13 protein-coding genes are annotated in these 23430 nt (G+C 63.7%); 10 read left to right on the top strand and 3 right to left on the bottom strand.

What is annotated here, in order from left to right:
- On the top strand, positions 1-1509 hold a 1509-nt coding region (locus FBR05_04795; GenBank protein MDL1871503.1), incomplete at its 5' end, for a DUF11 domain-containing protein.
- Positions 1510-1829: 320 nt separating this feature from the next.
- The gene (locus FBR05_04790) at positions 1830-7241 is read left to right on the top strand and encodes a choice-of-anchor D domain-containing protein (protein MDL1871502.1); all 5412 of its coding nucleotides are present in this window, start codon (positions 1830-1832) and stop codon (positions 7239-7241) included.
- Positions 7242-7276: 35 nt separating this feature from the next.
- Here the strand turns inward: FBR05_04790 and FBR05_04785 are convergent, their stop codons facing one another.
- Entirely contained in the window at positions 7277-7690 is a 414-nt protein-coding gene (locus FBR05_04785) for an arsenate reductase ArsC (protein ID MDL1871501.1), read from the bottom strand.
- Between the two features lie 327 nt (positions 7691-8017).
- Here FBR05_04785 and FBR05_04780 point away from each other — a divergent pair, with 327 nt between their 5' ends.
- A complete protein-coding gene (locus FBR05_04780) occupies positions 8018-11185 on the top strand; it encodes a choice-of-anchor D domain-containing protein (protein MDL1871500.1) in 3168 nt (1055 codons plus the stop codon).
- Positions 11186-11393: 208 nt separating this feature from the next.
- Complete coding sequence (gene efp, locus FBR05_04775; GenBank protein MDL1871499.1) at positions 11394-11954, top strand: elongation factor P; 561 nt, start codon at positions 11394-11396, stop codon at positions 11952-11954.
- 5 nt (positions 11955-11959) lie between these two features.
- Here the strand turns inward: efp and FBR05_04770 are convergent, their stop codons facing one another.
- Both FBR05_04770 and FBR05_04765 read right to left on the bottom strand, forming a co-directional pair.
- The gene (locus FBR05_04770) at positions 11960-12724 is read right to left on the bottom strand and encodes a hypothetical protein (protein ID MDL1871498.1); all 765 of its coding nucleotides are present in this window, start codon (positions 12722-12724) and stop codon (positions 11960-11962) included.
- Positions 12721-13554 carry a TIGR02147 family protein gene (locus tag FBR05_04765; GenBank protein ID MDL1871497.1) on the bottom strand — a complete coding sequence of 278 codons (834 nt, stop codon included), beginning with the start codon at positions 13552-13554 and terminating at the stop codon, positions 12721-12723. Before FBR05_04765 ends, FBR05_04770 begins: the two co-directional genes overlap by 4 nt.
- Before the next feature lie 337 nt (positions 13555-13891).
- Here FBR05_04765 and FBR05_04760 point away from each other — a divergent pair, with 337 nt between their 5' ends.
- From FBR05_04760 to FBR05_04735, 6 genes are all read left to right on the top strand, one after another.
- Positions 13892-15628, top strand: a complete 1737-nt coding sequence (locus FBR05_04760; GenBank protein ID MDL1871496.1) for a DUF4215 domain-containing protein — start codon at positions 13892-13894, stop codon at positions 15626-15628.
- Between the two features lie 143 nt (positions 15629-15771).
- Entirely contained in the window at positions 15772-16212 is a 441-nt protein-coding gene (locus tag FBR05_04755; protein MDL1871495.1) for a bacterioferritin, read from the top strand.
- A complete protein-coding gene (locus FBR05_04750) occupies positions 16209-20921 on the top strand; it encodes a hypothetical protein (GenBank protein MDL1871494.1) in 4713 nt (1570 codons plus the stop codon). Before FBR05_04755 ends, FBR05_04750 begins: the two co-directional genes overlap by 4 nt.
- 7 nt (positions 20922-20928) lie before the next feature.
- A complete protein-coding gene (locus FBR05_04745) occupies positions 20929-21492 on the top strand; it encodes a vanomycin resistance protein VanB (GenBank protein MDL1871493.1) in 564 nt (187 codons plus the stop codon).
- Positions 21473-22522 carry a hypothetical protein gene (locus FBR05_04740; GenBank protein ID MDL1871492.1) on the top strand — a complete coding sequence of 350 codons (1050 nt, stop codon included), beginning with the start codon at positions 21473-21475 and terminating at the stop codon, positions 22520-22522. Before FBR05_04745 ends, FBR05_04740 begins: the two co-directional genes overlap by 20 nt.
- The gene (locus FBR05_04735; GenBank protein MDL1871491.1) at positions 22519-23406 is read left to right on the top strand and encodes a hypothetical protein; all 888 of its coding nucleotides are present in this window, start codon (positions 22519-22521) and stop codon (positions 23404-23406) included. Before FBR05_04740 ends, FBR05_04735 begins: the two co-directional genes overlap by 4 nt.
- Positions 23407-23430: the final 24 nt, after the last annotated feature.

Below are 23430 nucleotides of genomic sequence, written 5' to 3'. Positions count from 1 at the left end.
CCGGCCTCGGCGATGCCCTTCCTCACCTTCGTCTGTATCCCGACGGCGGGAGAGATCGGGCCGGGCGGCGACGTCGAGATCACCATGACGGCGATCGTCACCGGCGAGGGACAGATCGACAATACCGTCTCGGCCGACGTCACGATCACCAACGATAACGATCAGTCGAACAACACGGCGGTCTCCAGCGTCAACGGCGCCGCCCTGGCCGACCTGCGGGTGACCAAGACCGTCACCAACGGGCCGATCTTCAACATCGGCGATACGGTCAGCTTCGACATCGAGATCGAGAACCGCGGTCCGAACGACGCGATCAACGTCACCCTGACCGACATGCAGCTCGGCGGCCTGTCCTTCGACGCGCCACCGGCCGGCTGCGCGGTCGCGGGGAACAACATGACCTGCGACGTGACGCCGCTGCTGACTTCGGGAAGCACGATCACGGTCAGCTACACCTCGACCGCGAACGTCGCGGGCCTCTGGTCCAATATCGTGACGGTCTCCAGCGACGTCGAAGACCGGATCATGTCGAACAACACCACCTCGGCGAACGTCAGCGTCGGCATCCTCGCCAACACCGCGGACTTGGAAGTCACCAAGACCGCCGACGTCACCGAGATCACCCAGGGCGGCGACGTGAACTACACGATCACTGTGACCAACAACGGTCCGGACGAGGCGACCGACGTGGTGCTGAACGACTTCATCGCCGGTCCTTTCGACTCGGTCAGCAACATCCAGATCAATCCTCTGGTCGGGACTTGCAGCGAGCTGAACGGCCTGCTGACCTGCGCGGTGCCCTCGGTGCCGAGCACTCCGGGTTTCAACACCTTCACCGTGACCTACACCGTGACGACCGACGCCTCGGGCGCGATCAGCAACCTGGCGGTGGTCGCCGGAGCGGTCTCGGATCCGATCCAGGAGAACAATTCCGCGGCCTATCAGGTGAACGTGGTCGACGCCTCGGCCGACGTCAGCATCAGCAAGGTCGTCAACCCGAACCCGGGCTTGGTCGGCGACACCTTCACCTACACCTTGTTGGTGAGGAACGCCGGACCCGACACGGCCCGCAACGTCATCGCGGTGGACCAGATCTCGGGTCAGTTCGACAACGTGACGGCTAATGCCTCGGCGGGCTCCTGCACGGTAGCCTCGCCGCAGGCGGGCGCCAGCACGGTGACCTGCGAGCTGGGCGACATGACGAGCGGGGCCGAAGTCACGATCACCATCTCGGTGACGGGCGACGGCCTGTTCTCGATCCTGAGCAACCTGGCCTCGGCCTACAGCGACACGCACGACCCCGTGCTGGGCAACAATGCCGCCACGGCGGACACGATCCAGCTGGAGGGGCCGAGCCCGACCAATCAGCCGATCCTCGAGGGGAGCGGCATCCATGCCGGCGGTTGCTCGATGAGCGAGGCTCCGACGCAATCCGCGCCGTGGGTCGTCCTCCTGGCGATCGCGATGGTTGCGGCCCTCGCGCTCCGCGGCGGAAAGAGGTTCCAGTAGTAATACTCCATGGTCAAACATGGGGGTAAGGATGCGGGCGGGGCGACGCAAGTCGTCCCGCCTGTTTTTTTTCCGTTCAAAAAATTATTTGCCAAAAAATAAAATTGCGCTCACTATCGTAAACCGTTTGGGGAAGATGTTAGGCGAAATTTTCATTCCTCAACTCTCAATCCATCACCGGGTACAGGAAAATCGACGCTGATCCTCTTCGCGTTTCGCGAAAGGGGCGGGTGTCGTGGTGCGTGCGGCTCGATTTGAAAATTTTTCAAATCGCGGAGGGGTCGGTGTTTGCAAAAATCATCCAACATGAGGTTATCTCTATGAAAATTCGAGGGCTGCGCGCCGCGCTGGCGGCTTCTTTTCTTCTCTTGGCTTCGCTGCTTCCGAATCGGGTCCTGGCCCAGATCATCGACGTCAGTCCTGTCTCCCTCAGTTTTCCCGATACGGTGGTGGGGCAGACGAGCGCGCCGCAGACGGTGACGGTGGAAAATCTGGATACCAACGTCCTCACCATCACCTCCGTGACCATGGTCGCGGGAACCGATTTCAATACCCTTAACGATTCGTGCACTGGGGCCAACCTCAACCAAAATCAAACTTGCACCTTCGACGTCGAGTTCGCGCCCACCGTGGTAGGTACCCTTACCGACGACGTTTCCATCGTGAGCAACGATCCTTCGTCACCGACCTTAGTGCCGGTGAACGGCGACGGGGTGCAGCCGGAGGTGACCCTAAATCCCACCTCCCTTTCCTTTGGGAACCAATTGGTGGGCACGACCTCGGCTACCCAGAGCGTCACGGTGGAGAACACCGGAACCTCCGATTTGACAGTGAGCTTGGTGGATCTTGCCACAGGTACGGATTTCACGATCGCCAATGAGGACTGCACCACCTTAAGCCCCATTGCGCCTACCGGAACCTGCACCATCGATGTCGAATTCAATCCGACGACGACGGGCCTCTTGACGGACGACCTCCAGATCACCAGCGACGCACCGAGCAGCGTGGATATCGTTCCCCTGGACGGCACCGGCGTCCAGCCCGCGACCCTGGTGAGCCCCGGATCGCTGAATTTCGGCAACCTGGCCGTCGGCAATTCTTCCGTGCCCCAGACCGTGACGGTGGAGAATGTCGGCACGGCCACCCTGAATATCGGCACGCTCACGGTGGGGACCGCGGACTACTCGCTCGCCAACGACAATTGCAGCGGCGCCACCGTCCCGGTCGGCAATACCTGCACCGTCGACGTCGTCTTCAACCCGACTGCGGCCGGTCCCTTGCCCGACACCCTCAGCATCCCCAGCGACGCCCCGACCAGCCCCGACACCGTGACCTTGAGCGGCACGGGCCTCAACGGCCCCGTTGCCTCGACCTCCCCGGCCACCTTGAATTTCGGTATGCAGCAGGTCGGCACTTCTTCCTCGACCCTCGTGGCCCAATTGACCAACACCGGCAACCAGCCCTTGGGGATCACCGGAGCGCCCACGGTGGTGGGCAGCACCGACTTCGCCGTGGTCAACGAGACCTGCACCGCCGCGGCGACATTGCAGCCCGGCGAGGACTGCCTCGCCGAGGTCCAATTCACGCCCTCGACCACCGGCCCGGCGGTCGGTGTGACGCTGGAATTCGCCACCTCGGTCTCCAATCCAACCGTGGCTCTCGCGGGTACCGGCATCCAGGGCGCGATCAGCGCCACGCCGCCCGCGGTCAGCTTCACCGCCGTCCCCGTTGGTACCACCTCGACAGCCACCACGGTAACGATCGAAAACACCAGTCCGACGGATGACCTGCACATCGGCAACCTCCAGCAGATCGGCGCCGATGTCGCGACTTTCACCATTATCAACGACAATTGTTCCAACCAGACCCTGGCCCCGTCGGGCACCTGCGACTTCGACGTCACCTTCACGGCGACCTCGACCGCCATCGCGACCGACACCGTCCTGATCCCGAACGACTCGGCGACGCCGAATTTCACGGTGGCCTTGGACGGTACCGGCGTGAACTCCACCCTGACCGTGACGGGCAGCGGTGCCTTCGGCAGCGTCTCGGTCGGGACCACGGCCGGCCCCAACCTGATCACCGTGACCAACACCAGCGCCACCGCCGACCTCCAGATCGGCAATTTACAGCAGGTGGGGGCCGACACGACCCATTTCGCGATCGTGAACGACAACTGTTCCAACCAGGTCGTCGCGGCCGCCGGGACCTGCACCTTCGGCGTGACTTTTTCGCCCGACGCGCCGGTCGCCTTCAGCGGCTCGGTCCTGATCCCCAACGACTCGGCCACGCCCAACGCCACCCTGACCCTGAGCGGTACCGGCGTCCAGGGGACCTTGGTCAGCTCGGGCAACGTGACCTTCCCCGACACCCAGGTCGGAGCTACCGCGAACGCGATCACGGTGATCCTGACCAATGCCAGTGCGACGGCGGTCCAGGTCGGCAACCTCCAACAGGTGGGGGCGAATCCCACGAACTTCGCGATTCTCAACGACACTTGTTCGGCCCAGGTCGTGGCGTCGGGCGGCGGCACCTGCACCTTCGACGTGACCTTCACGCCGGACGCGGCGGCGAGCTTCTCGGATTCGATCCTGATTCCGAACGACTCCTCGACGCCCAATCTCACCGTCGGCCTGAGCGGCGATGGGGTCTCCGGGACGCTCGTTTCTTCAGGTCCCTTGACCTTCACCGGCGTCCCGGTGGGGACGACCAGCGCGCCGCAGACGGTCACCTTGACCAACACCAGCACCGATGCGGACGTGCAGGTCGGGAATCTCCAGCAGGTGGGGGCCAGCCCCGCCAACTTCACGATTCTCAACGACACTTGTTCGGCCCAGGTCGTGGCGTCGGGCGGAGGAAGCTGCACCTTCGACGTGACCTTCACGCCCAATACGACCACTGCCGTGACAGATACGGTCCTGGTGCCCAACGATTCCTCGACGCCCAATCTCACGGTAGGTCTGTCGGGCACCGGAGACGCCTCGGCGATTAGCGTCACGGGTACTGGCGCCTTCGGCACCGTCCCGGTAGGCACGACCGCCGGGCCCAATCTGATCACCGTCACCAACACCAGCATGACGGCGGATTTGCAGATCGGCAATCTCCAACAGATCGGCGCGGACCCCATGGTCTTCTCGATCCAGAACGATAATTGCAGCAACCAGACCATCCCGGCGGGGGGAACCAATACCTGCACCTTCGAGGTGACCTTCTCGCCCGCGGACGCTGTCGCCTATACAGACACCGTCCTGATCCCGAACGACTCCGCCACCCCCAGCGCCACCTTCGCGTTGAGCGGGACGGGAGAATTGGGCACCTTGACCGATTCGGGAGACGTGGACTTCCTTAACGTCCCGGTAGGGACCATGGCGAGCCCGGTGACCGTGACCCTGACCAATACCAGCGCCACCGCGGAGGTGATGATCGGAAATCTCCAGCAGATCGGAACCGACACCGACAACTTCAACTTGCTCAATGACACCTGTTCCAATCAGGTCCTCGCCCCCTTGGGCACCTGCACCTTCGACGTAACCTTCAGCCCGGATGCCGTCGCGGCCTTCAGCGACATTGTGTTGATTCCTAACGACTCCTCCACGCCGAATCTCACGGTCGACTTGGACGGAGCGGGCGTCGCGCCGGCGCTGAGCTCCTCGGGGAACCTGACCTTCACCGATGTCCCCGTGGGCACGACCAGCGCACCGCAGACCGTCACGATCACCAATACCAGCGCGGACGCGGCCGTCTCCATCGGCGAATTGATCCGGGTGGGCGCCGATACGGCCAATTTCAACATCGCCAACGACACCTGCTCGAACCAGGTCGTGGCGGCCTTGGGCACCTGCAGCTTCGACGTCACCTGCACGCCCAGCTCGACCGCGACCTTCAACGACACCGTGCAGATCCCCAGCGACGACCCGGCCAGCCCCTTGCTGGTCACCCTGACCTGCAACGGCCTGGACTCGGGACTGAGCGCCAATACGCCCATTTTCCCCGACACTCTGATCCAAAGCTCCAGCGCCCCGCAGGTCGTTACGGTGAGCAACGGCGCCGCGGCCGCGCCGGCCTTGATCGGAACGGTCTCCATAACGGGGACGGACGCCGACAACTTCCACATCGTCGAGGATAACTGCTCGAATACGACCGTCGCCGCCGGCGGTTCCTGCACGATCTCGGTGGGCTTCGATCCCGACCTCGTCCAGTCCTACAGCGCGACGTTGAGCATCCCCAGCAATGCCCAGAGCGGGCCCTTGAATATCCCGCTCGCCGGCGCCGGCGTGGCGCCGACCCTAGTCGTCAGCCCGGCTTCGTCCTTCGACTACGGCGATGTCCCCATCAACGATCCGGTCCTGGCGGGCACCCAGACCTTCACCCTCGACAACACGAGCACCGATCCCAGCGGCGATTTGACCTTAGGGACGATCTCCCTGGTCGGAAGCAATCCCGACCAGTTCACCATCGTCGAGGACGACTGCTCCAACACGGTCGTCTCCTTCGGGTCCAATTGCACCTTGGAAGTCGCCTTCCTGCCGACCGCGACGGGCCTGCAGCAGGCCGCCTTGAGCATCCCCAGCAACGACCCGGCCAACCCGGTCCTGGTGCATGACATCGAAGGCACCGGCATTGCCTCGGCGGTGTCCGTCACGCCGGCCTCGCCCTTCGACTTCCTGACGGTGCCGGTTGATACGGCCAGCGCCCCGCAGACCTTCACGGTCGAGAACACCGGCCAGGCGCCGTTGAACTTGGGGCAATTGGCCCTGGTCGGCGCTAATCCCTTCAACTTCGCGATCACCGCGGACGCCTGCTCCAATACGATCCTCGCGCCCGCGGCGACCTGCGACTACGACGTCACCTTCTTCCCGGAGGACGACGTCTCCTATACGGCCACCGTCAGCATCCCGAGCAACGATCCCGCTTCGCCCTTCAGCTACACCGTGACGGGCACCGGGATCATTCCGGGCTTGGTCGCAAATCCCGCCAACCTGGCCTTCGGCAATCAGGACGTCGCCTCGTCCAGCGCGCCGCAGACGGTCACGCTTAGCAACACCGGGGCGGCCGACGTGACGGTGGCCAACGTGAGCCTCGTCGGTACCAACCCCGACGACTTCGAGATCGTCCAGGACGCCTGCTCGGGCCAGACGTTGATTCCCGCCGGCACCTGCCAGGTGCGGGCCGTCTTCAGCCCCGAATCCGCCGGTGCGAAGAGCGCCGCGCTGCTGGCGCTGAGCGACGACGCCGACAATCCCTTCCTCTCGGTGGCCTTGACCGGCACCGGCATCGTGCCGGGCGCCCCCCTGGTCTCGCTGGCCCCGACGGTGCTGGATTTCGACAACGTCGAGCCCAACACGACGACCATCCAAAACGTCACGCTCACCAATACCGGCACGGGTACCTTGACCGTCTCCGCGGTGGCGGTGGGCGGGAGCAACCCGCAGCCCTTCAGCAATTCGGGGGATTGCGTGGGGGCCAATCTCGGCGCGGGACAGAGCTGCACCGAGGCGGTGACCTTCGCCCCGAGCACCGAGGAAAACTTCAACGCGGTGCTGAACTTCACGACCAACGTCCCGCAGCAGCCTTCCTTCGTGGTGTTGATCGGCAGCTCGGCGGTCGACAACAGCGGCTGCGCCTTGGGAGGATCGGGCACGCAGGGTGGTGGGAAGGCCCTCGGCTACGGGTTCCTGCTGCTTTGCCTGGCCCTGGCGGGCGTGCATCGTCGCTGGGCCCGGGACCGATAATCGCAATATTGAGGAGTGCGAAAAGGGCGGGAATCTCACCCGCCCTTTTTTATTTCCGCGAGCAGGTCGCGGACCAAGGCCTCGATCTGGCCCCGGACCTTGCGAAAGAACTCGGGCGGCTGCCCGATGGGGTCCGGGATCTTCCAGTCCAGGCGGCGCTTGGCGGGGACCCAGGGGCAGGCGTCGCCGCAGCCCATCGTGACCACGACATCGAAATCTTGACCTCGGAAGGCCTCCACCGACTTGGAGGCCTGTTTGGAGATATCGATGCCGATCTCCTTCATGGTCTCGATTGCCCCGTTGGCGACGAAGCCCGCGGGTCGCGAACCCGCGCTGAAGGCTGCGACGGAAGCTCCGCTGAGATGCCGGGCCAGGCCCTCGGCCATTTGGCTGCGGCAGGCGTTGCCGATGCAGACGAAGAGGATTTTTTGAGGTGGGGGAAGGGACATCGAACACCCCTTTTTTGACGCGCTCATTCGGTCGCGTAATTTTTAGGCATTATATTTTTATTCTTTCAAGATGCGTCAAAAATTATGAAATTTTAATGACATGGCAGAAAATACCGCGTCAAAAAACCTTCCGTATTTTTCACAAAATTAAAAATTTGTTTGCCAAATCATTCCTGGGGTGTTCCACTTCCAAGCACGGGTAAGGAAAGGTTAGGAAAAGGGAGGTCTCCTAAGCTTGAAGGCGCCTTCCCGTCTGTTTTTCCCCACCCTTCCTTAAATTCAAAACTAAATCCGAATTCGAATCCTTGGAAAGGCGGGTAGGGAACCATGAAAACCAGGCGTTCGTTGGTATTGGCTTGCGCGGCTTTTGCGGCGCTCTTTTCTTCCAATTTCGCCCACGCGGCGACCATCACTGTACTGAACCTCAACAACGCGGGCGCGGACTCGCTTAGGGCGGCCATCACCACGGCCAACGGCAACGCCGATGCGTCCAATACCATCAATTTCGATCCGGGACTGACCGGCGTGATCGTGCTGGGCTCCGCCTTGCCCACGATTACCAAGAACCTGACGATCAGCGCCCCCGCCTTGAGCATCACCATCTCGGGCGACGGCAATAGGATTTTCAATGTCAACAGCCCCGGAAATAACCAGACGGTCGCCATCTCAGGGCTGAACCTGACAGGAGCCGTGGTGACCGCCACCGATGGCGGCGCCATTACCGTGGATACGGGCGACACCTTGAATCTCACTGATATGGCCCTTTTCAACAACCGGGCCAATACCTTGATCGTCGGCGGCAGCGGCGGGGCCCTGCTCAACAACGGCGGCACGGTGAATATCGCCAACGCGACCTTCAACGGCAACGTGGCCGGCAACGACGGCGGCGCCATCCGGCAGAATGGCGGCACGATGACCCTCAACAACGTCACGATCGCCGGCAACAGCGCCTCGGACGACGGCGGCGGCATCAGCATCGGCGGCGGTACGGTGACCGTCAGCAACAGCATCCTGGGCGGAAACAGCAACAACGGCGGCAATAGCCCGGATTGCTCCGGCGCCCTGACCTCCGCGGATTTCAACCTCATCCAAAGCACGCTCGGCTGCACGGTGACCCTGGGCGCGAACGACATCACGGGGCAAAACCCGCTCTTGGGTCCCATCCAGAACAACGGCGGCACCACGTCCACCATGGCCCTGCTCGTCGGGAGCCCGGCCCTCGACACGGGCGACAACGGCACCTGCGAGGCTACCGACCAGCGCGGCGTGGCCCGTCCCCAGGGAATGAACTGCGATATGGGCGCCTACGAGTTCCAGATCGGCGGCTCGCCCACCGATGCGGACCTGTCCATTTCGGGAAACATCACGCCGTCCGTGGTCTCGGTGGGGGACACCCTGAATTTCGAGGTCGACGTCGTGAACGCCGGCCCCGGTGTCGCGACCAACGTGCGCGTCACCGTGCTGATCTCTGGGGCGATCACCAACGTCGTAGTCGGCGGATGCACCGTCACCACCATCAATCCCTTGGCCACCTCCGTCCAGTGCGACCTCCTCGGAAGCGTGGCCCTGCTGCAGAGCATCCAATTCACGGCGGACGCGGCAGACACCGGCGTCATCAGCGCCAGCTATACGGTGCTGGGCTTGACCTCCATCGACCCCGACCTGACCAACAACACCGGCAGCTCGGCGGCCTTCGTGCCGGGCGGCGGCTCCGGGGCCATCACCGCCCCGGTGGCCAATCCCTTCGACTTCGGCCCGGTCGATGTTTTGGAGACCTCGGCGGTCCAGACCTTCACCCTCGAGGAACAAAACGGTTTCGATATGCGGGTCTTCTCGGTGACGCTCTCCGACCAGCAGAACTTCACCATCGTCGACGATAATTGCACCGGCCTGATTCTCAATTCAGGCGGGACTTCCAGCTGCGACGTCGACGTCGTCTTCAACCCCATGACCAACGGACCCTTCTCCGGCGAGGTGATCTTCGCCACCGACGCGACCAACACCTCCAATGGGCAATTCACGTGGCCCATCGAAGGCGACGGGATCATCAACCCGGTTGTCAGCGTCAACCCCGCCGGCCCGATCGACTTCGGTCAAATCGGCGTGGGTCAAAGCAGCCAAGCCCAGGTGGTTCAGCTCACCAACACCGGCACGACGGACCTCACGATGAACGCCGATGCCGAGATCGACCCGCTGAGCAACCTCGATTTCTCCGTCGTCAGCACGACCTGCCTCAGCGGTACGGTTTTAAGTGCGCATGAGGACTGCGTGGCCTTGGTGGTCTATACCCCAAGCTCCCTGGGCGTTGCCTCGCCCTCGGGCAGTCTGGTCTTCGATACCGACGCAGGTCTCGCATCGGTCACCCTGGACGGCGAGGGCATCCTCGGCCCGGCGATGAGCATCGTCCCCGACCCGATGAGCTTCCCCGACCAGCTCGTCGGCAGCACCAGCGAGGCGCGCTTGGTCGAGGTGCGCAGCGTCGGCACGGCGCCGCTGACCAATATCTCCGTCAGCTCCCTGGCGACGGGGACCAACTTCGCGGTCCTGCAGGACAACTGCGACGGCCAAGACCTGGCGGTGGGGGCCTCCTGCATGCTGCAGGTGACCTTCACGCCGGACGATGCCATCCTGTTCAACGACTCCCTCGATATCTCGGCGGACAACGTCGCGACCGAGACCGTCGATTTCAGCGGCACCGGTATCCAGTCGGCGATCAGCTCGAGCGGTTCCGGCGCCTTCGGCAGCGTCAACGTCGGCGCCCAGGGAGGTCCGAACACGATCACGCTCACCAACACCAGCACGACCGCCTCGTTGAACCTCGGCAACCTCCAGCAGGTCGGCGCCAATCCCAACCAATTCGCGATCGCGAACGATAACTGCTCCAACGCCGTCCTGGCGCCCAGCCCGGGACCGGGCAACACCTGCACCTTCCAGGCCCTATTCCTGCCCACGTCGGGCGGGTCCTTCACCGACAGCGTCCTGGTGCCCAACGACTCGGCGACGCCGAATTTCGCGGTCGCCCTGAGCGGCACCGGCGCGGTGCTGGGCGTGGCCCTGGCGCAGTTCAGCCCGACCGTTCTCGACTACGACCTGACCCTGCCGGAGACCGGCAGCGCCAGCGAGGCGCAGACCGTGACGATCACCAATATCGGGACGAGCAACCTGACGATCACCTCGTTGTCGCTCGGCGGCACCGACGCCGGGGCCTTCAGCCAGACGAATAACTGCGACGGGCAGACCCTCGCCTCCGGCGACTCCTGCACGGCGACGGTGACCTTCTCCAGCTCGGTGGTGGGCGATTTCAACGCCACCTTGCTGGTCGCCAGCAATTCCAGCGGGACGCCCTTCCTGGTCCTGCTGGGTAGCGCCCGCAGCGACGCCACGGGCGGCGGTTGCTCCTTGGGTGCGGCGCCAGGCCGTCTCCCGGGAGCGGCCTTCGCGCTCTTCGGCCTGGCCTTGGCCGGCGCGGCGACCCTACGCCGTCGGGTCCGGTAGGTTTCCGGTCCATCTCCATTTCCAGCGGCCGGGGGCCACAAGCCCCCGGCCTTTTTTTTGAAAATCGCCCGGTCTGGGCGCTTGACGGAGGCCCCGGGATACTTCTATTAGCTCCCCGCGCCCTGAAAAAGGGCCTTGGGTTCCTCGGGCCCAATCGCATATCATTACAGGACCATGGGCCTAAGAGCCTGATATTAGGAGGTTTTCGATGAACGCCAACCAAGTCCGCCCGGGCATGATCGTGGAGTGGGAAGGGCAACCCTATTATGTGATGGAGTCGATCCACCGCACGCCGGGCAATCTGCGCGCCTTCATGCAGATCAAGATGCGCAACATCAAGAACGGCAACCAGATCGAACAGCGCTTCGCCACCTCGGACCGCATCGAGAAGATCCAATTGGACGTCGCCAAGATGCAGTTCCTCTACCAAGAGGGCGAGGATTACCACTTCATGAACGTCGAGAACTACGAGCAGACCCAGATGAACGCCAAAGAGCTCGGCGACGCGGTGAATTTCCTGCTCCCCGAGACCGTCATCGACGTGCAGAGCTACGAGGGCAAGCCCATCGGCATCCAGCTGCCCAAGACCATGGACTTCAAGATCATCGAGGCCGAGCCCTCGGTGAAGAAGCAGACCGCCTCCTCCAGCTACAAGACCGCCAAGATCGAGACCGGCCTCACCGTCAAGGTGCCGCCCTTCGTGGAGGAGGGCGACGTCGTCCGAATCGACACCGAGACCCACGAGTACATGGAGCGGGTCAACAAATAGCCATTCTATTTTTTCTGAGAAAAGGCTCGCGCGCAAGAGGGCTTGGGCACCAAGCGGTGCCCTTGGCTGTAATCGTCGGGCTCAAGCGGGTCGTGGCCCCTGTCCACCTGCCGGCAGGGCAGGATCGCGATGTCAGCGAGGCACGCATCCAGCTCGGCCGGCTCGCCGCCGATGGCGCCGGCCTCGACTTCTTCGGCCATTTGCGCCAAACTTCGGCCGGGGGCCCCACCGAAACTTTGCGCCAGGCCGGGCACCTCCTTCAAATCTGCCTCGCAATCAGTCGCGGGCGTCTCAGGCTGGCATTCCGAGACCCGCCGGCAGATCGTCGCCACGGCCAATAGCGCGTCGTTCGACCAAAAGGCCTTCAGGGAAGGCTTGGCGAATTCCACCGTGAAGGTCGCTTCCACGGGTACACCGTCCAACATCAAGGTGACGGCCAGGATTTCCCCAGCCTCCGACACTTCGAAATTAGCCTCGAAATCGGTCTCGTCCGAGAAAAAGGCCGTTACCTGGACCTCCGCGCCCGAGCCGGAGACCTGGCCCGCCGTCGATTCGAAGACCTCCTCCACGACCTGGGTCACCTCGGCGCCGCCGTCGTCGGCGAAACGGACCACGTAGACGTCCTGTCGGTCGACGGGCGTAAGCGTGACGACCTGTCCACCCAGCTTGGGATTTCCGACCTCCACGCCCGGATTCGAGGCGCAGGCCGCGATCAGGCAGACGATCAGGAGGCGGAGGGCGTAAGAATAAGCGTGGGGGAGGTGTTTCATGATTTCACCGGACGGCTGAGTTTGAAAAGTTGCAGGTTGATTTGCGCGACGAAGGTGCGCGGCGCGTCTCCGTCTTGTTCCAAGATGGAATGGAGCTTTTTGCGGAATTTCTGGATCTCGAGTTTGGCCTTCTGGAAGCTCTTCTCGGAGGAGGCGATGGTGAGCGCCGAGAACTCGCGGTCCGAGCAATCTTCCTGCATCACCGCGCGGGCGGCCAGGCGGCACATCTGTTGATGGAAGTTGGCTACCGAAAGGGACTGGACCTCGTCGGGCGTGGTGAGCATGGCCTCGAGACGGCTCAGCCTGCCGGAGGATTCTTCCAGTAACCCGAGCGCCTTCAGCTCCTGGACGGCCTGCTTGGCCGATTTCCACTCCACGGGCGGATTCATCCGGGCATGCAGCCAGGCCAAGTCCTTTTTTTCCGCGGCGTCCAGCCGGACCAGCTCGAGCATGGCCACGTAATACCAATGCGAGAAGAGGCGGTATTGCGCGGCGGTCAAAGGCTTGGCCGCGAGGAATTTCTTGTGCCGGCTCAGCTCGAGGAAGAGTTGGTTCTTTTCTTCATTGGTCTTGGCTTGGTTGAAGCGCACCAGGGCGCGGAAATATTTTTTCTCGGATTCGCTCAGCCTGAAGCCGCGGGCGATCTTTTCGATACCCGGCTCGGCAAGGTTGCGCTTGCCGTCCATCACCAATTTCAAGAAGCCGGAGGATCTTAAGCCCGCCAGGCGGTTGAAGGAGCGGTAGCTGAACAGGGGATTTTTCTTTTTTAGCTCGGAAAAGCGCTGTTTCAGAAAACGCCGGTAGTTGGTGAAGTCAAAGACGGAGGTCATTAAGCGCTTGTATGGCAAAAAGGAATATTCATGGCAAGATCTTGTACGGAGAACGGAGTATTTCCTTTCCAGAAAAATTTTGTTTCCTTCAGAAAACACCCTTCCTCGGCTCCGTTTCGTGAAATTTTAAAAAATACGTAATATTTTCAAATAGTTAAAAAGACAGTTCCGTCGGTGTTCGGCCGACGGAATCCTGGCAAGGCGGTCCTGCGGCATTTCCCTTGTTTACGCCGGGGAAATCGTACACATCGCGACTACGGGTAAATTCTGAACATTTATCGATCCGCCCGCGCCTTAGGTTCCACGAGGCGCGAGCGGAACGGGTAAGGAGAAAAACATGAAGGAGAGCAAGCGGAGCCGGGGGCTTTTCGCCCTGGCGGCTTCGATCGTTTGGACTATTGCCTTGGGTTATGTCCAGGTAGCCAAGGCGGATTCCTTTTCATTCACCTGCAACGACGGCGACCAAGACGGCGCCAACGAGCAATGCGAGGACTACAACAGCAACGACCATGACGGCTGCAAGTCGGACTGCAAGCTCAATTTCTGCGGCGACCGCGTCCTCAAGACGGCCGACAGCGACACCGCGGCCAACGGGATCGCCGATGCGCAGTTTTTCGCGCCTCACGTCCAGCAGGCCAACGAGGGCTGCGACGACGGGCGGCATTGCAGCGACGGCACCCCCTGCGTCAGTGACGCGACTTGCGCCGGCATCGGCGACAACGTCTGCGTCACCCGCGACGGCGACGGTTGCTCCAGCACCTGCGTCGATGAGGTGGCCGGTGCGGTCTGCGGCAACGGCATCATGGAGACCGGCGAGGCCTGCGAGGACGGCAACACGGATCCGGGCGACGGTTGCGACGCCGGTTGCCAACTCGAAGCCGACACCTGCGGCAACGGCCTGAAGGAAGGCGACGAGGAATGCGACGACGGCAATAACTTCTCGCAGGATCTCTGCAAGAACAATTGCACCAAGAACACCGCGGCCCCGGCCGGCTTCGCCTGCGGCGACGGCAATATCGATGTCCCGCCCGAGTCCTGCGACGACGGCAACACGACGGACGGCGACGGCTGCTCCAATTCTTGCGCCGACGAGACGCCCGGCGCGGTCTGCGGCAACAACATCATTGAAATCGGCCAGGGGGGCGCGGAAGAGTGCGACGACGGTGGCACCGCCAACGGCGACGGCTGCTCCTCGACCTGCACCCTGGAAGCGGCGGCGGTCTGCGGCGACGGCGTGGTGGCCGGGGCCGAGGCCTGCGACGACATGAACGCCAACAACTCCGACGGCTGCTCTTCCACCTGCACGGTCGAGCCGGGCTTCAGCTGCTCCGGATCCCCCAGCGTCTGCGTGCCGACCGGCGGCGTCACCTGCGGCGACGGCGACGTTCAAGCCCAAGAGCTGTGCGACGACGGCAACACCTCCGGCGGCGACGGTTGTTCCTCCGCCTGCGAGGTCGAGCCCGGCTTCGATTGCTCCGGCGAGCCCAGCGTCTGCGGCCCACTCTGCGGCGACGGCCTGGTCTTGAGCGGCGAGGCCTGCGACGACGGCGGCCTGGCTACGGGCGACGGCTGCTCGGACACCTGCACCGTCGAGGGCGGCTTCGTCTGCTCCGGCGAGCCCAGCGTCTGCGAAACCGACGGTGACGGCGACGGCACCGGGGACTCCGACGACAATTGCCCGGGCGTGTCCAACCCGGGTCAGGAAGACACCGACGGTGACGGTGCCGGCGACGCCTGCGACGCCGACGACGACAACGACGGTATCCCGGACGGAGAAGAAAACCCCGGCTGCGCGACCGATCCCGACCCTGCCTGCGGCGAGTCCCCGGGCGGAGGCGGCGACACCGACACCGACGGCGACGGTATCTTGGATCAGGACGAGAATCCGGGCTGCGAGAACGACCCGGATCCCGCCTGCGGAGAAGACGCGGGCGGAAACGACGACGGGGGCGCCGTCGAGGAGGGCGGGGGCTGCTCCCTGACCGCCTCCAGCCAAGGCGCGTCCGGACTTTCTCTAATCGGTACCTTGCTCTTCGGAGCGGGGTTCCTGGTAAGGAAGCGCCTCAGCATCTAAGCGAGCTCTTCCAGGGAGGCGAGAAGGGCAGGGGGTCATCCCCCCTGCCTTTTTTCTTGCCTAAACGGCGATTCGAAGTCATGATTTTACACCCTTATCCCCCATCCGGGGGCGCCGTCGAAAAACCCCAGGAGGACGCTGCAATGCCCAAGCCCGATTCCGGCTCCAACAAGAAGATCATGGACTGTCTCAACCGCATCTTCCAAAAAGAGATGTCCGGAATTCACCGCTACCTCCATTACTCCTTCATGATCATGGGCCATAACCGCATCCCCATCCAAAAGTGGTTCCGCGACAAGGCCAACGAGGGCATGATTCACGCCGTTCAGATCGGCGAGAAGATCACCGCCCTAGGCGGGCATCCCTCGCTCGAGAGCGCCCCGGTCCCCGAGACCAAGTCGCACAATATCGACGATATCCTGAAAGAAAGCCTCGCATTCGAACAAAACGCCCTCGAAGACTATATCCAATTGGTCAAGCTCTCCGGGGAGGACATCGCTTTGGAAGAAATGGCTCGCGATTTTGTCCGCCAAGAGACTGAGCACCTCGAAGAAGTCGAAAAGATGCTACGGAAAAATAAATGAAGCGACTGACCGGCCTGCTCTTCGTGGCGGGCCTATTCGTATTCGCCGCCGTCATCCTGATCCTCGAAAGGCCCACCGGCAGCTTGCAAGGCCGGATCGTCGGCGAGGACGGGCGGCCCATTGCCGGCGCCCAGGTCAGTCTCGACGACTATCCCGTCGCCCGCAAGGCGCGCAGCGACGCGGAGGGATTCTTTCGCTTCGACCAGCTCCCCATCGGCAGTTATTACGTCACCGCCAGCCGCCGCGGCTACCAGGGCGCCTACCTCCAAAATTACAAGATCACCGAGGGCGAGGCCGTCGACTTGGGGAACGTCACCCTCAAGGAGCTGACGCCCAACCTCTCCGTCAGCGTCTGGAACAACACCAAGCTGCCCGACGAGAAGATCGTCTTCTCCGTTTCCGGCGCCAAGGTGGGTAACATCCATTTCGAGGCCTACCGGATCGACCTCGCCAAGTTCCTGGCCTCGGGCAAGAAGTTCGAGGAGCTCGAGAACCGAGAGGCCGATCCCAAGCAGTGGGCCGAGGCCTCCCTGGTGAAGGAGTGGGACGAGAAGATCCCCGAGGAGGACATCCCCGAGTTCGACCGCAAGGTGAAGGGGCCCATCGATGGGTCGGGCCTCTTCCTAATCCGCTCGACGGCCGCCAGCCTCGATCGCAGCCAGGTCTTCACGAACAGCCTGCTGATCAACCGCACCGACCTGGGTTTCATCACCAAGCGCGACTCCGCCAAGGTCCTGGTCTTCGCCTCGACGATGAGCAACCCGGCGTCCGCGGCGGGCGTCGAGGTGACGCTCTTCGAGGATGGGGGCGCGCAGCGCCGCGCCCAGACCAACGCCGAGGGCGTGGCCGAGTTCGACGTCGCCGGGGTGGGTTCGGCCTACCTCTTCGCGCTGGCGGTCCAGGGAGGTTCCTACGCCTATGCCGTCGTCCCGGGCGGCTTCGACGAGGGGGCGATGGAGGGCGGCGAGGGAGAAGGCGAAGGGGAGGGCGAGGAGGGCGCCGCGGCTCAGCCCGCCGGCACCCAATTCCAGACCTTCCTTTACACCGAGCGTCCCCTGTATCGCCCCGGGCAGAAGGTCTACTTCAAGGGCATTGCCCGCTGGCAGGACCGCGACGGCAATTATTCCACCCCTCCCGCCGGCCCGGTGCACGTGAGCGTGGAAGACCCCAAGGGTAATATCCTCTGGGAAGACGACAAGCAGCGCAACGCGATGGGTTCCTTCTGGGGCGACTTCGACCTGGGCGAGGAGGCCGATCTGGGCTTCTACCGAATCAAGGCGGAGGTCGGAGGGCAGGAGTTCTCGAAGGACTTCGAGGTCGACGAGTACCGCAAGCCCGAGTTCAAGGTCGAGATCCGGCCCGACAAGCCGCGCTATTTCAACGGCGACAAGATCCAGTTCCTGATCGACGTGCAGTACTACTTCGGCGCGCCGGTCGAGGCCGAGGTGGGCTATACGGTCTACAAGAGCGCCTACTATTACAGCGCCCCCGGCGAGGACTTCCTGCCCGACGTCTGGGGCGAGGGCGAGTACTACGGCGGCTACGGCGAGTTCGTCAGCGAAGGGAAGGGCAAGACCGACCGCCAGGGCCACTTGAGCGTCGAGGTCCCGACCGCGGCCTCCGACCAGGACCAGCGCTACACCCTGCGCGTCACCGCGACCGACATCACCAACCGCCAGGTCACCACCGAGAACAGCGCGGTGGCCACCGCGGGCGACTTCTATTTCCGCGCCGAGCGCACCGAGTTCCTCGCCCTGCCCAAGAAGCCCTACCCGCTCATTGTCGCGACCCGCGACTACGAAGGCAAGCCGGTCTCCCGCTCCTTCGAGGTCCGCCTCGAGCGCGAGGTCTGGGACCCCGTCGCCTCCAGCTACGATTACAAGAAGGAAAGTACCCTCAAAGGCGAGACGGGCGCCAACGGCATGACGGATCTCAAGCTCGAATTCAGCCGCGGCGGCTACTACCGCATCGTGATGAGCGGCAAGGATTCGGGCGGGCGCAAGGTGCGCTTCGACGACTTCGTCTGGGTGAGCGGCTCGGCGCAGGACAGCGAGGATTTCGGCCTGCAAAAAGAGCTGAAGATCGTCACCGACAAGAAGAAATACGAGGCGGGCGAGACCGCCAAGATCTTCCTGGTCGGGCCCAATAAAAACGGCCGCATCCTGCTCTCGGTCGAGGGCATGCGCATCTATCAGTACCAAGTCGTGACCCTCGACGGCTTTTCCAAAGAGGTCCAGATTCCGCTGAAGGCCGAGTGGGAGCCGAATGTCTTCGTCAGCGCGACGACGATCGGTAAGAAAGAATACTACGAAGGCAGCGCCGAGCTGGCGATCTCGCCCAAAGAGCACTACCTCGACGTCGAGATCAAGCCTGACGCCCAGACCTACCGCCCCGCCGGCAACATCACCTATACGGTCGTGACCAAGGACATGCAGGGTAAGCCGGTGCCCGCCGAGATCTCGCTGGGCGTGGTCGACGAGAGCATCTACGCCCTGCGTGCCGATTCGACGGACATCAAAAATTTCTTCTGGGGTCCGCGCACCAATCGGGTTTCCACCAACTATTCCTTCTCCGGCTACTACACCGGCGGCATCGAGAAGGAAGACCGCAACCTCCTGCGTCGCAACTTCAAGGACACCGCCTTCTGGCTGCCCGCCATCCAAACCGCGGCCGACGGCAGCATCGGCGCCACCTTCACCCTGCCCGACAACCTGACCACCTGGCGGGCGACCGTCGTGGCGCACAGCCCGGCGACCGAGGTGGGGCAGCAGATCAACAAGGTGATCGCCTCGAAGGAATTGATCGCGCGCATCGCCACGCCGCGCTTCTTCACCGAGCGCGACCAGGTCAAGCTGAAGGCCATCCTCAATAATTACACCGACAAGGCCCAGACCCTGCGGGTCAGCCTCGGCGTCGAGGGCATCGATTTCGCCAACCCGAAGGACGGCGAGCCGACCAGCATCACCATTCAGCCTAAGGGCGTGGCGAGCTTCGACTTCACCGTCCTGCCCAAGGTCGCGGGCAGCGCCAAGGTCCAGCTCCTGGCGAAGAACGACCAGGTCTCCGACGGCGTCGAGCTGAAGATTCCCGTCCTGCCGCACGGCACCGAAGACCACCAATACGCGCAGGGCGAAATCCCCGCGGCGGGTCAGGCCCAGGTGAAGCTCATCGTCCCGCCGCAAAACGACCCCAAGCGCAGCAAGCTCAAGGTGACCCTCGACACCAGCTTCGTCGCCCAGCTGCTGGGCCCGCTGGGCTACCTGGTCGACTATCCCTACGGCTGCGTCGAGCAGACGATGAGCCGCCTGCTTCCCGCGATCACGGTGTCCAACCTTTACAGCTCCCTGGGGCTCAGCGATCCCATGCTCGAAAAGAAGCTCCCGCGCGTCATCGCCAAGGGCCTCAAGCGCATCCTGCGCTACCAGCACGCGGACGGGGGCTGGGGCTGGTGGAAGGACGACGAGACCGATCCCTTCATGACCGCCTACGCCCTCTACGGCCTGATCCGCGCCGAGCAGCTGGGGCAGAAGGTCCCGCCCGACGCCATCACCAAGGGCAAGGAGGCCCTGCAAAACCTGCTCAAGCAAGGGACGCTGACCAAGACTTATATGCTGGGGCCCGAGGCGACGCTCTACTACCTGCACTACGTGGCCTCGCTGGCCGGCATCAAAAGCAACCCGCCGATCCCGAAGGCCGAGGGCATCAAGACCAAGCTCTCCCGCGCCCTGTTGGTGATGACCCTCATCAACCAGGGTAAGCGCGAGGCGGCGATGGAGTGGGTCGCCGACCTCGAGCGCGCCGCGATCTGCGCGAACGCCCTCTGTTACTACTCCGACGGCGACACCAAGACGAAAACCTTCGGCCACGAGAACTACTGGCGCGATCCCGAGCTAACCGCCTGGGTGCTTCAGGCCCTGATCGCCGCCGGGGGCGAAAACCAAAACCTCCGCGACTCGATGGTGCGCTGGCTCTTGACTCAGCGCCAGGGCGGCATGTGGCACCAGACCCGCGCGACCGCGACGGTGCTCTACGCCTTGGCCGACTACGCCAAGGGCCTCCCCGGCGTGAAGACCGGCGTCAACGCGACCTTGGCGCTGAACGGGCAGGAGCTGGAGAAGATCGCCGTGGCCTCGCCCCACTTCGTCCGCAACGTCGTCAGTCCGGCCCTCAAGACCGGCGACAACCAGCTGGGCATCGGCAATTTGCTGACGACGCCCCTCTACTACCAAAGCGACCTGGCGACCTTCAGCCAGGAGGAGAGCCTGGCCCCCGTCGACAAGGGCATCCGCGTGAAGCGCGAGTACTTCATCCTCGAAGACCAGGGGGCGAACAACGGCGGGGCGCGGCTCTTCAAGGCCTCGCCCTTGAAGGGCAAGGTGAAGAAGGGCGCGACCGTCGGCGTACGGCTCACCGTCGAGTCGGGCCAGGACTTGAGCTACCTCATCCTTGAGGACCCCTTCCCCGCGGGCTTCGAGATGCTCGACGGGATCCGCTTCGATCCCAACGCGGCCTACTACGCCGACTTCGAGCGCCGCGACGAGAAGATCGCCTTCTTCGCGAACTACCTGAACAAGGGGACGAATATTTTCAACTACGCGCTGCGGCCCGAGCTGACCGGCCGCTTCGGCGCGATGCCGACCACCGCCTACGAGATGTACGAGCCCGAGACCCGCGGCTCGGGCGCAAGCGCGGTGCTCGAGGTGGAATAGGATTGCGATGCGCAGCAGATGGAAAAACCTCGCCTTGGCCTCGGCCTGTATGGCGGCATTCGGGACGGCGGGCCTGCTCTACGCGCAGCGGCCCTTCCGCGCGCGGATGGCGGCCTACGTGACGGATCTCTCCGCGCGCAGCTTCGCCCAGAAGCGCAATATTCAACAGGCGAGCCAAGCCTTTTCGGGAAAAATCCTCCTGCCCGGCGAGGTCTTCTCGCTCAACGACGCGGCGGGGCCCTACACCGAGGTCCGCGGTTTCCTGTCCGAGCGCGGTTTCGCCGAGGCGAGCCTAATTCAGACCCCCGGCGGCGGCGTCTGCCAGGTGGCCTCCACGCTCTACCAGGCCGCGCGGCGCGCCGGCCTCGAGATCGTCGAGCGCGTCCCGCACACCGGCCCGGTCGCCTCGGTCCCCCGCGGCGAGGACGCCACGGTGGTCTACGGCTACGCCGATTTGAAATTCCGCAATCCCCATCCATACCCCGTCAAGATCGTCTCGAGCCTCGCGCAGCAGCAGCTGCGCATCGAGATATGGGGCAAGGAGAAGAACGATGTCGAACGCCCTCTCTAAAAATTCCTTCGCGCTCGCCGGGGCCTACGCGGTGAACTTGGCCGCGGCCCTGTATTTTTCCAAATCGATCACGGTCCTGCACTCCGCCTATCTCTTGGCCGCCGCCCTGGCCCTGCTGGGGCTGGCGATCGGCGCCGGTTTCTCGATGGCGGGCGGGAAGGGCGAGGGCGGCTCCGCCGGCAAGCTGGTCGTGGCATTGATCTTCGCAGCGGTCCACGGCGCGGTGGCCTACGCCCTGGCGCGCTACGCCTTCAACCTCGACTGGCAGACCGCGCTGGCCTATCCCGTCGGCGCGGCGGTGGCCTGGATCGTCTTCGCTCTGCTGAGCTGTCGCTACCCGCAGAGCCTGAGCGCCTTGCTGGCCGCGGCCTTCCTGGCCGGCGGCCTGGTAATCGCGCTGCGCCTGGGCGGCGTCTGGGCGGGCCTGGTCTACGGCTTGGCCCTGCTCAACAGCTGCCTGCCGGGCGGCAAGTGGCTGGGCCGTGAGAGCGCCGAAGCGGAGATTTGGGAGCGGGCCCTGTTCTTCGCCTCGCTTCTGGCCGTGGGGCGGGCGGCGATCCAGTACTACCTCTTGCAGAGCAACTACGCCGCTTTGGGCGTCGTCATCACGCATCCCTATACTTATGTCGCCCTCTTCGCCGGCGTCTTCCTGCCCGCGCTCTACTGGGTCTCGCAGCGTGACCGCTTCTGTCATCCCGCGCTGGCGCTGGTCCTGCTGGGCCTCGTCCTGCCGCTGGCCCTGGGCGTCTTCGTCCACGTGAGGCCCATGGCAGGTTTCCTCTTGGGCCTGGTGACGGCGAGTTTTCTGCTCGGCATCCTTTTCACCGGCACCTACGGGATGGGGCTGCTGTCCTACCTGGGGATGGCCGGCGCGACGCTGGGCCTGCCGCTCTTCGCCAAGCTCTCCAACTTAAGCCGCGTCGCCCGCCTCGAGATTTTGGGCGTGATCGCGGTCGTGCTCTTCCTGGTCCTCGCCTTCCTCATCCCGCGCGGCGAGACCTCGCGGCCGCCCCAAGAGAAAGAGGCGTGAGCCGTCCTTTCTGGATTTTCCTGTTTTTCACCCTGGTCGCCGCGCCGGCGCTTCGCGCCGAACCGGACGTTTCCGACAATGCCCTCTTTGTCCAAGAGGTCCGACGCGAGGCGCGGCGCGCCCTCAAGCGCCGGGACGGCCTCGTCCTCTGGATCGACCGCGAGAGCGGCGAGACCGAGACCTTCGGTAATCCGGCATTATTGCACCAGCCCTTCCTCCCCGGATCCATCCTCAAGCTCCTGACCGCCGAGCTGGCCCTGCGCTCCGGCCGGGAGTGGCATTATCGCTGCACGGGCCGTGACCGCCTCGGCGGGAGGCGACGGTACTGTTGGACTCGAAAGGGCCACGGCGAGATGGACCTGGCCAAGGCCCTCGGGCAGTCCTGCAACCTCTATTTTTCTTGGCTGGGGATGCAGCTGGGCTATCCGGCCCTGCGGCAGGCCTTGGCGACGGAGGGATTCTCGGGCGCCGCCCGGCTTCCCGAGGCGCCCGAGCAAGCCAAGGATGTGGCCGACCTCGCGATCGGCGACCTGCCGGCCTTCGCGGCGACGCCGGAGGAGGTGAAGGCCTTTTGGCTGCGCTATCTGGACAAGCTGGACCGCCCGGATTTCGCGCCCATCCGCCAGGGCCTGCGTCGCGCGGTGCGCGAGGGGACCGCCAAGCGGGTGGGGATCCTGGATCTGGAGATCCTCGGTAAGACCGGCACCGGCGACGCCCTGCGCACGGCCTACAAGACCAACGGCTGGTTCCTCGGCGCCTATCCGCCGGCCCGGCCACGCTGGGCGCTGCTGGTCTTTCTCACCGAGGCACACGGCTTCGACGAGGCTGCGGAGCTGGCGGAGGCGATCTTCCGGACGGCGAAAGAATTTAAGGTGTTTCCTTGAACTATGTGATAGATTTTTTTTGTT

The sequence above is a fragment of the Deltaproteobacteria bacterium PRO3 genome (assembly GCA_030263375.1).
Classification (GTDB): domain Bacteria; phylum UBA10199; class UBA10199; order DSSB01; family DSSB01; genus DSSB01.
Note: the sequence above shows the minus strand (reverse complement) of the source record. Positions and strands in the feature narration are given on the sequence as shown.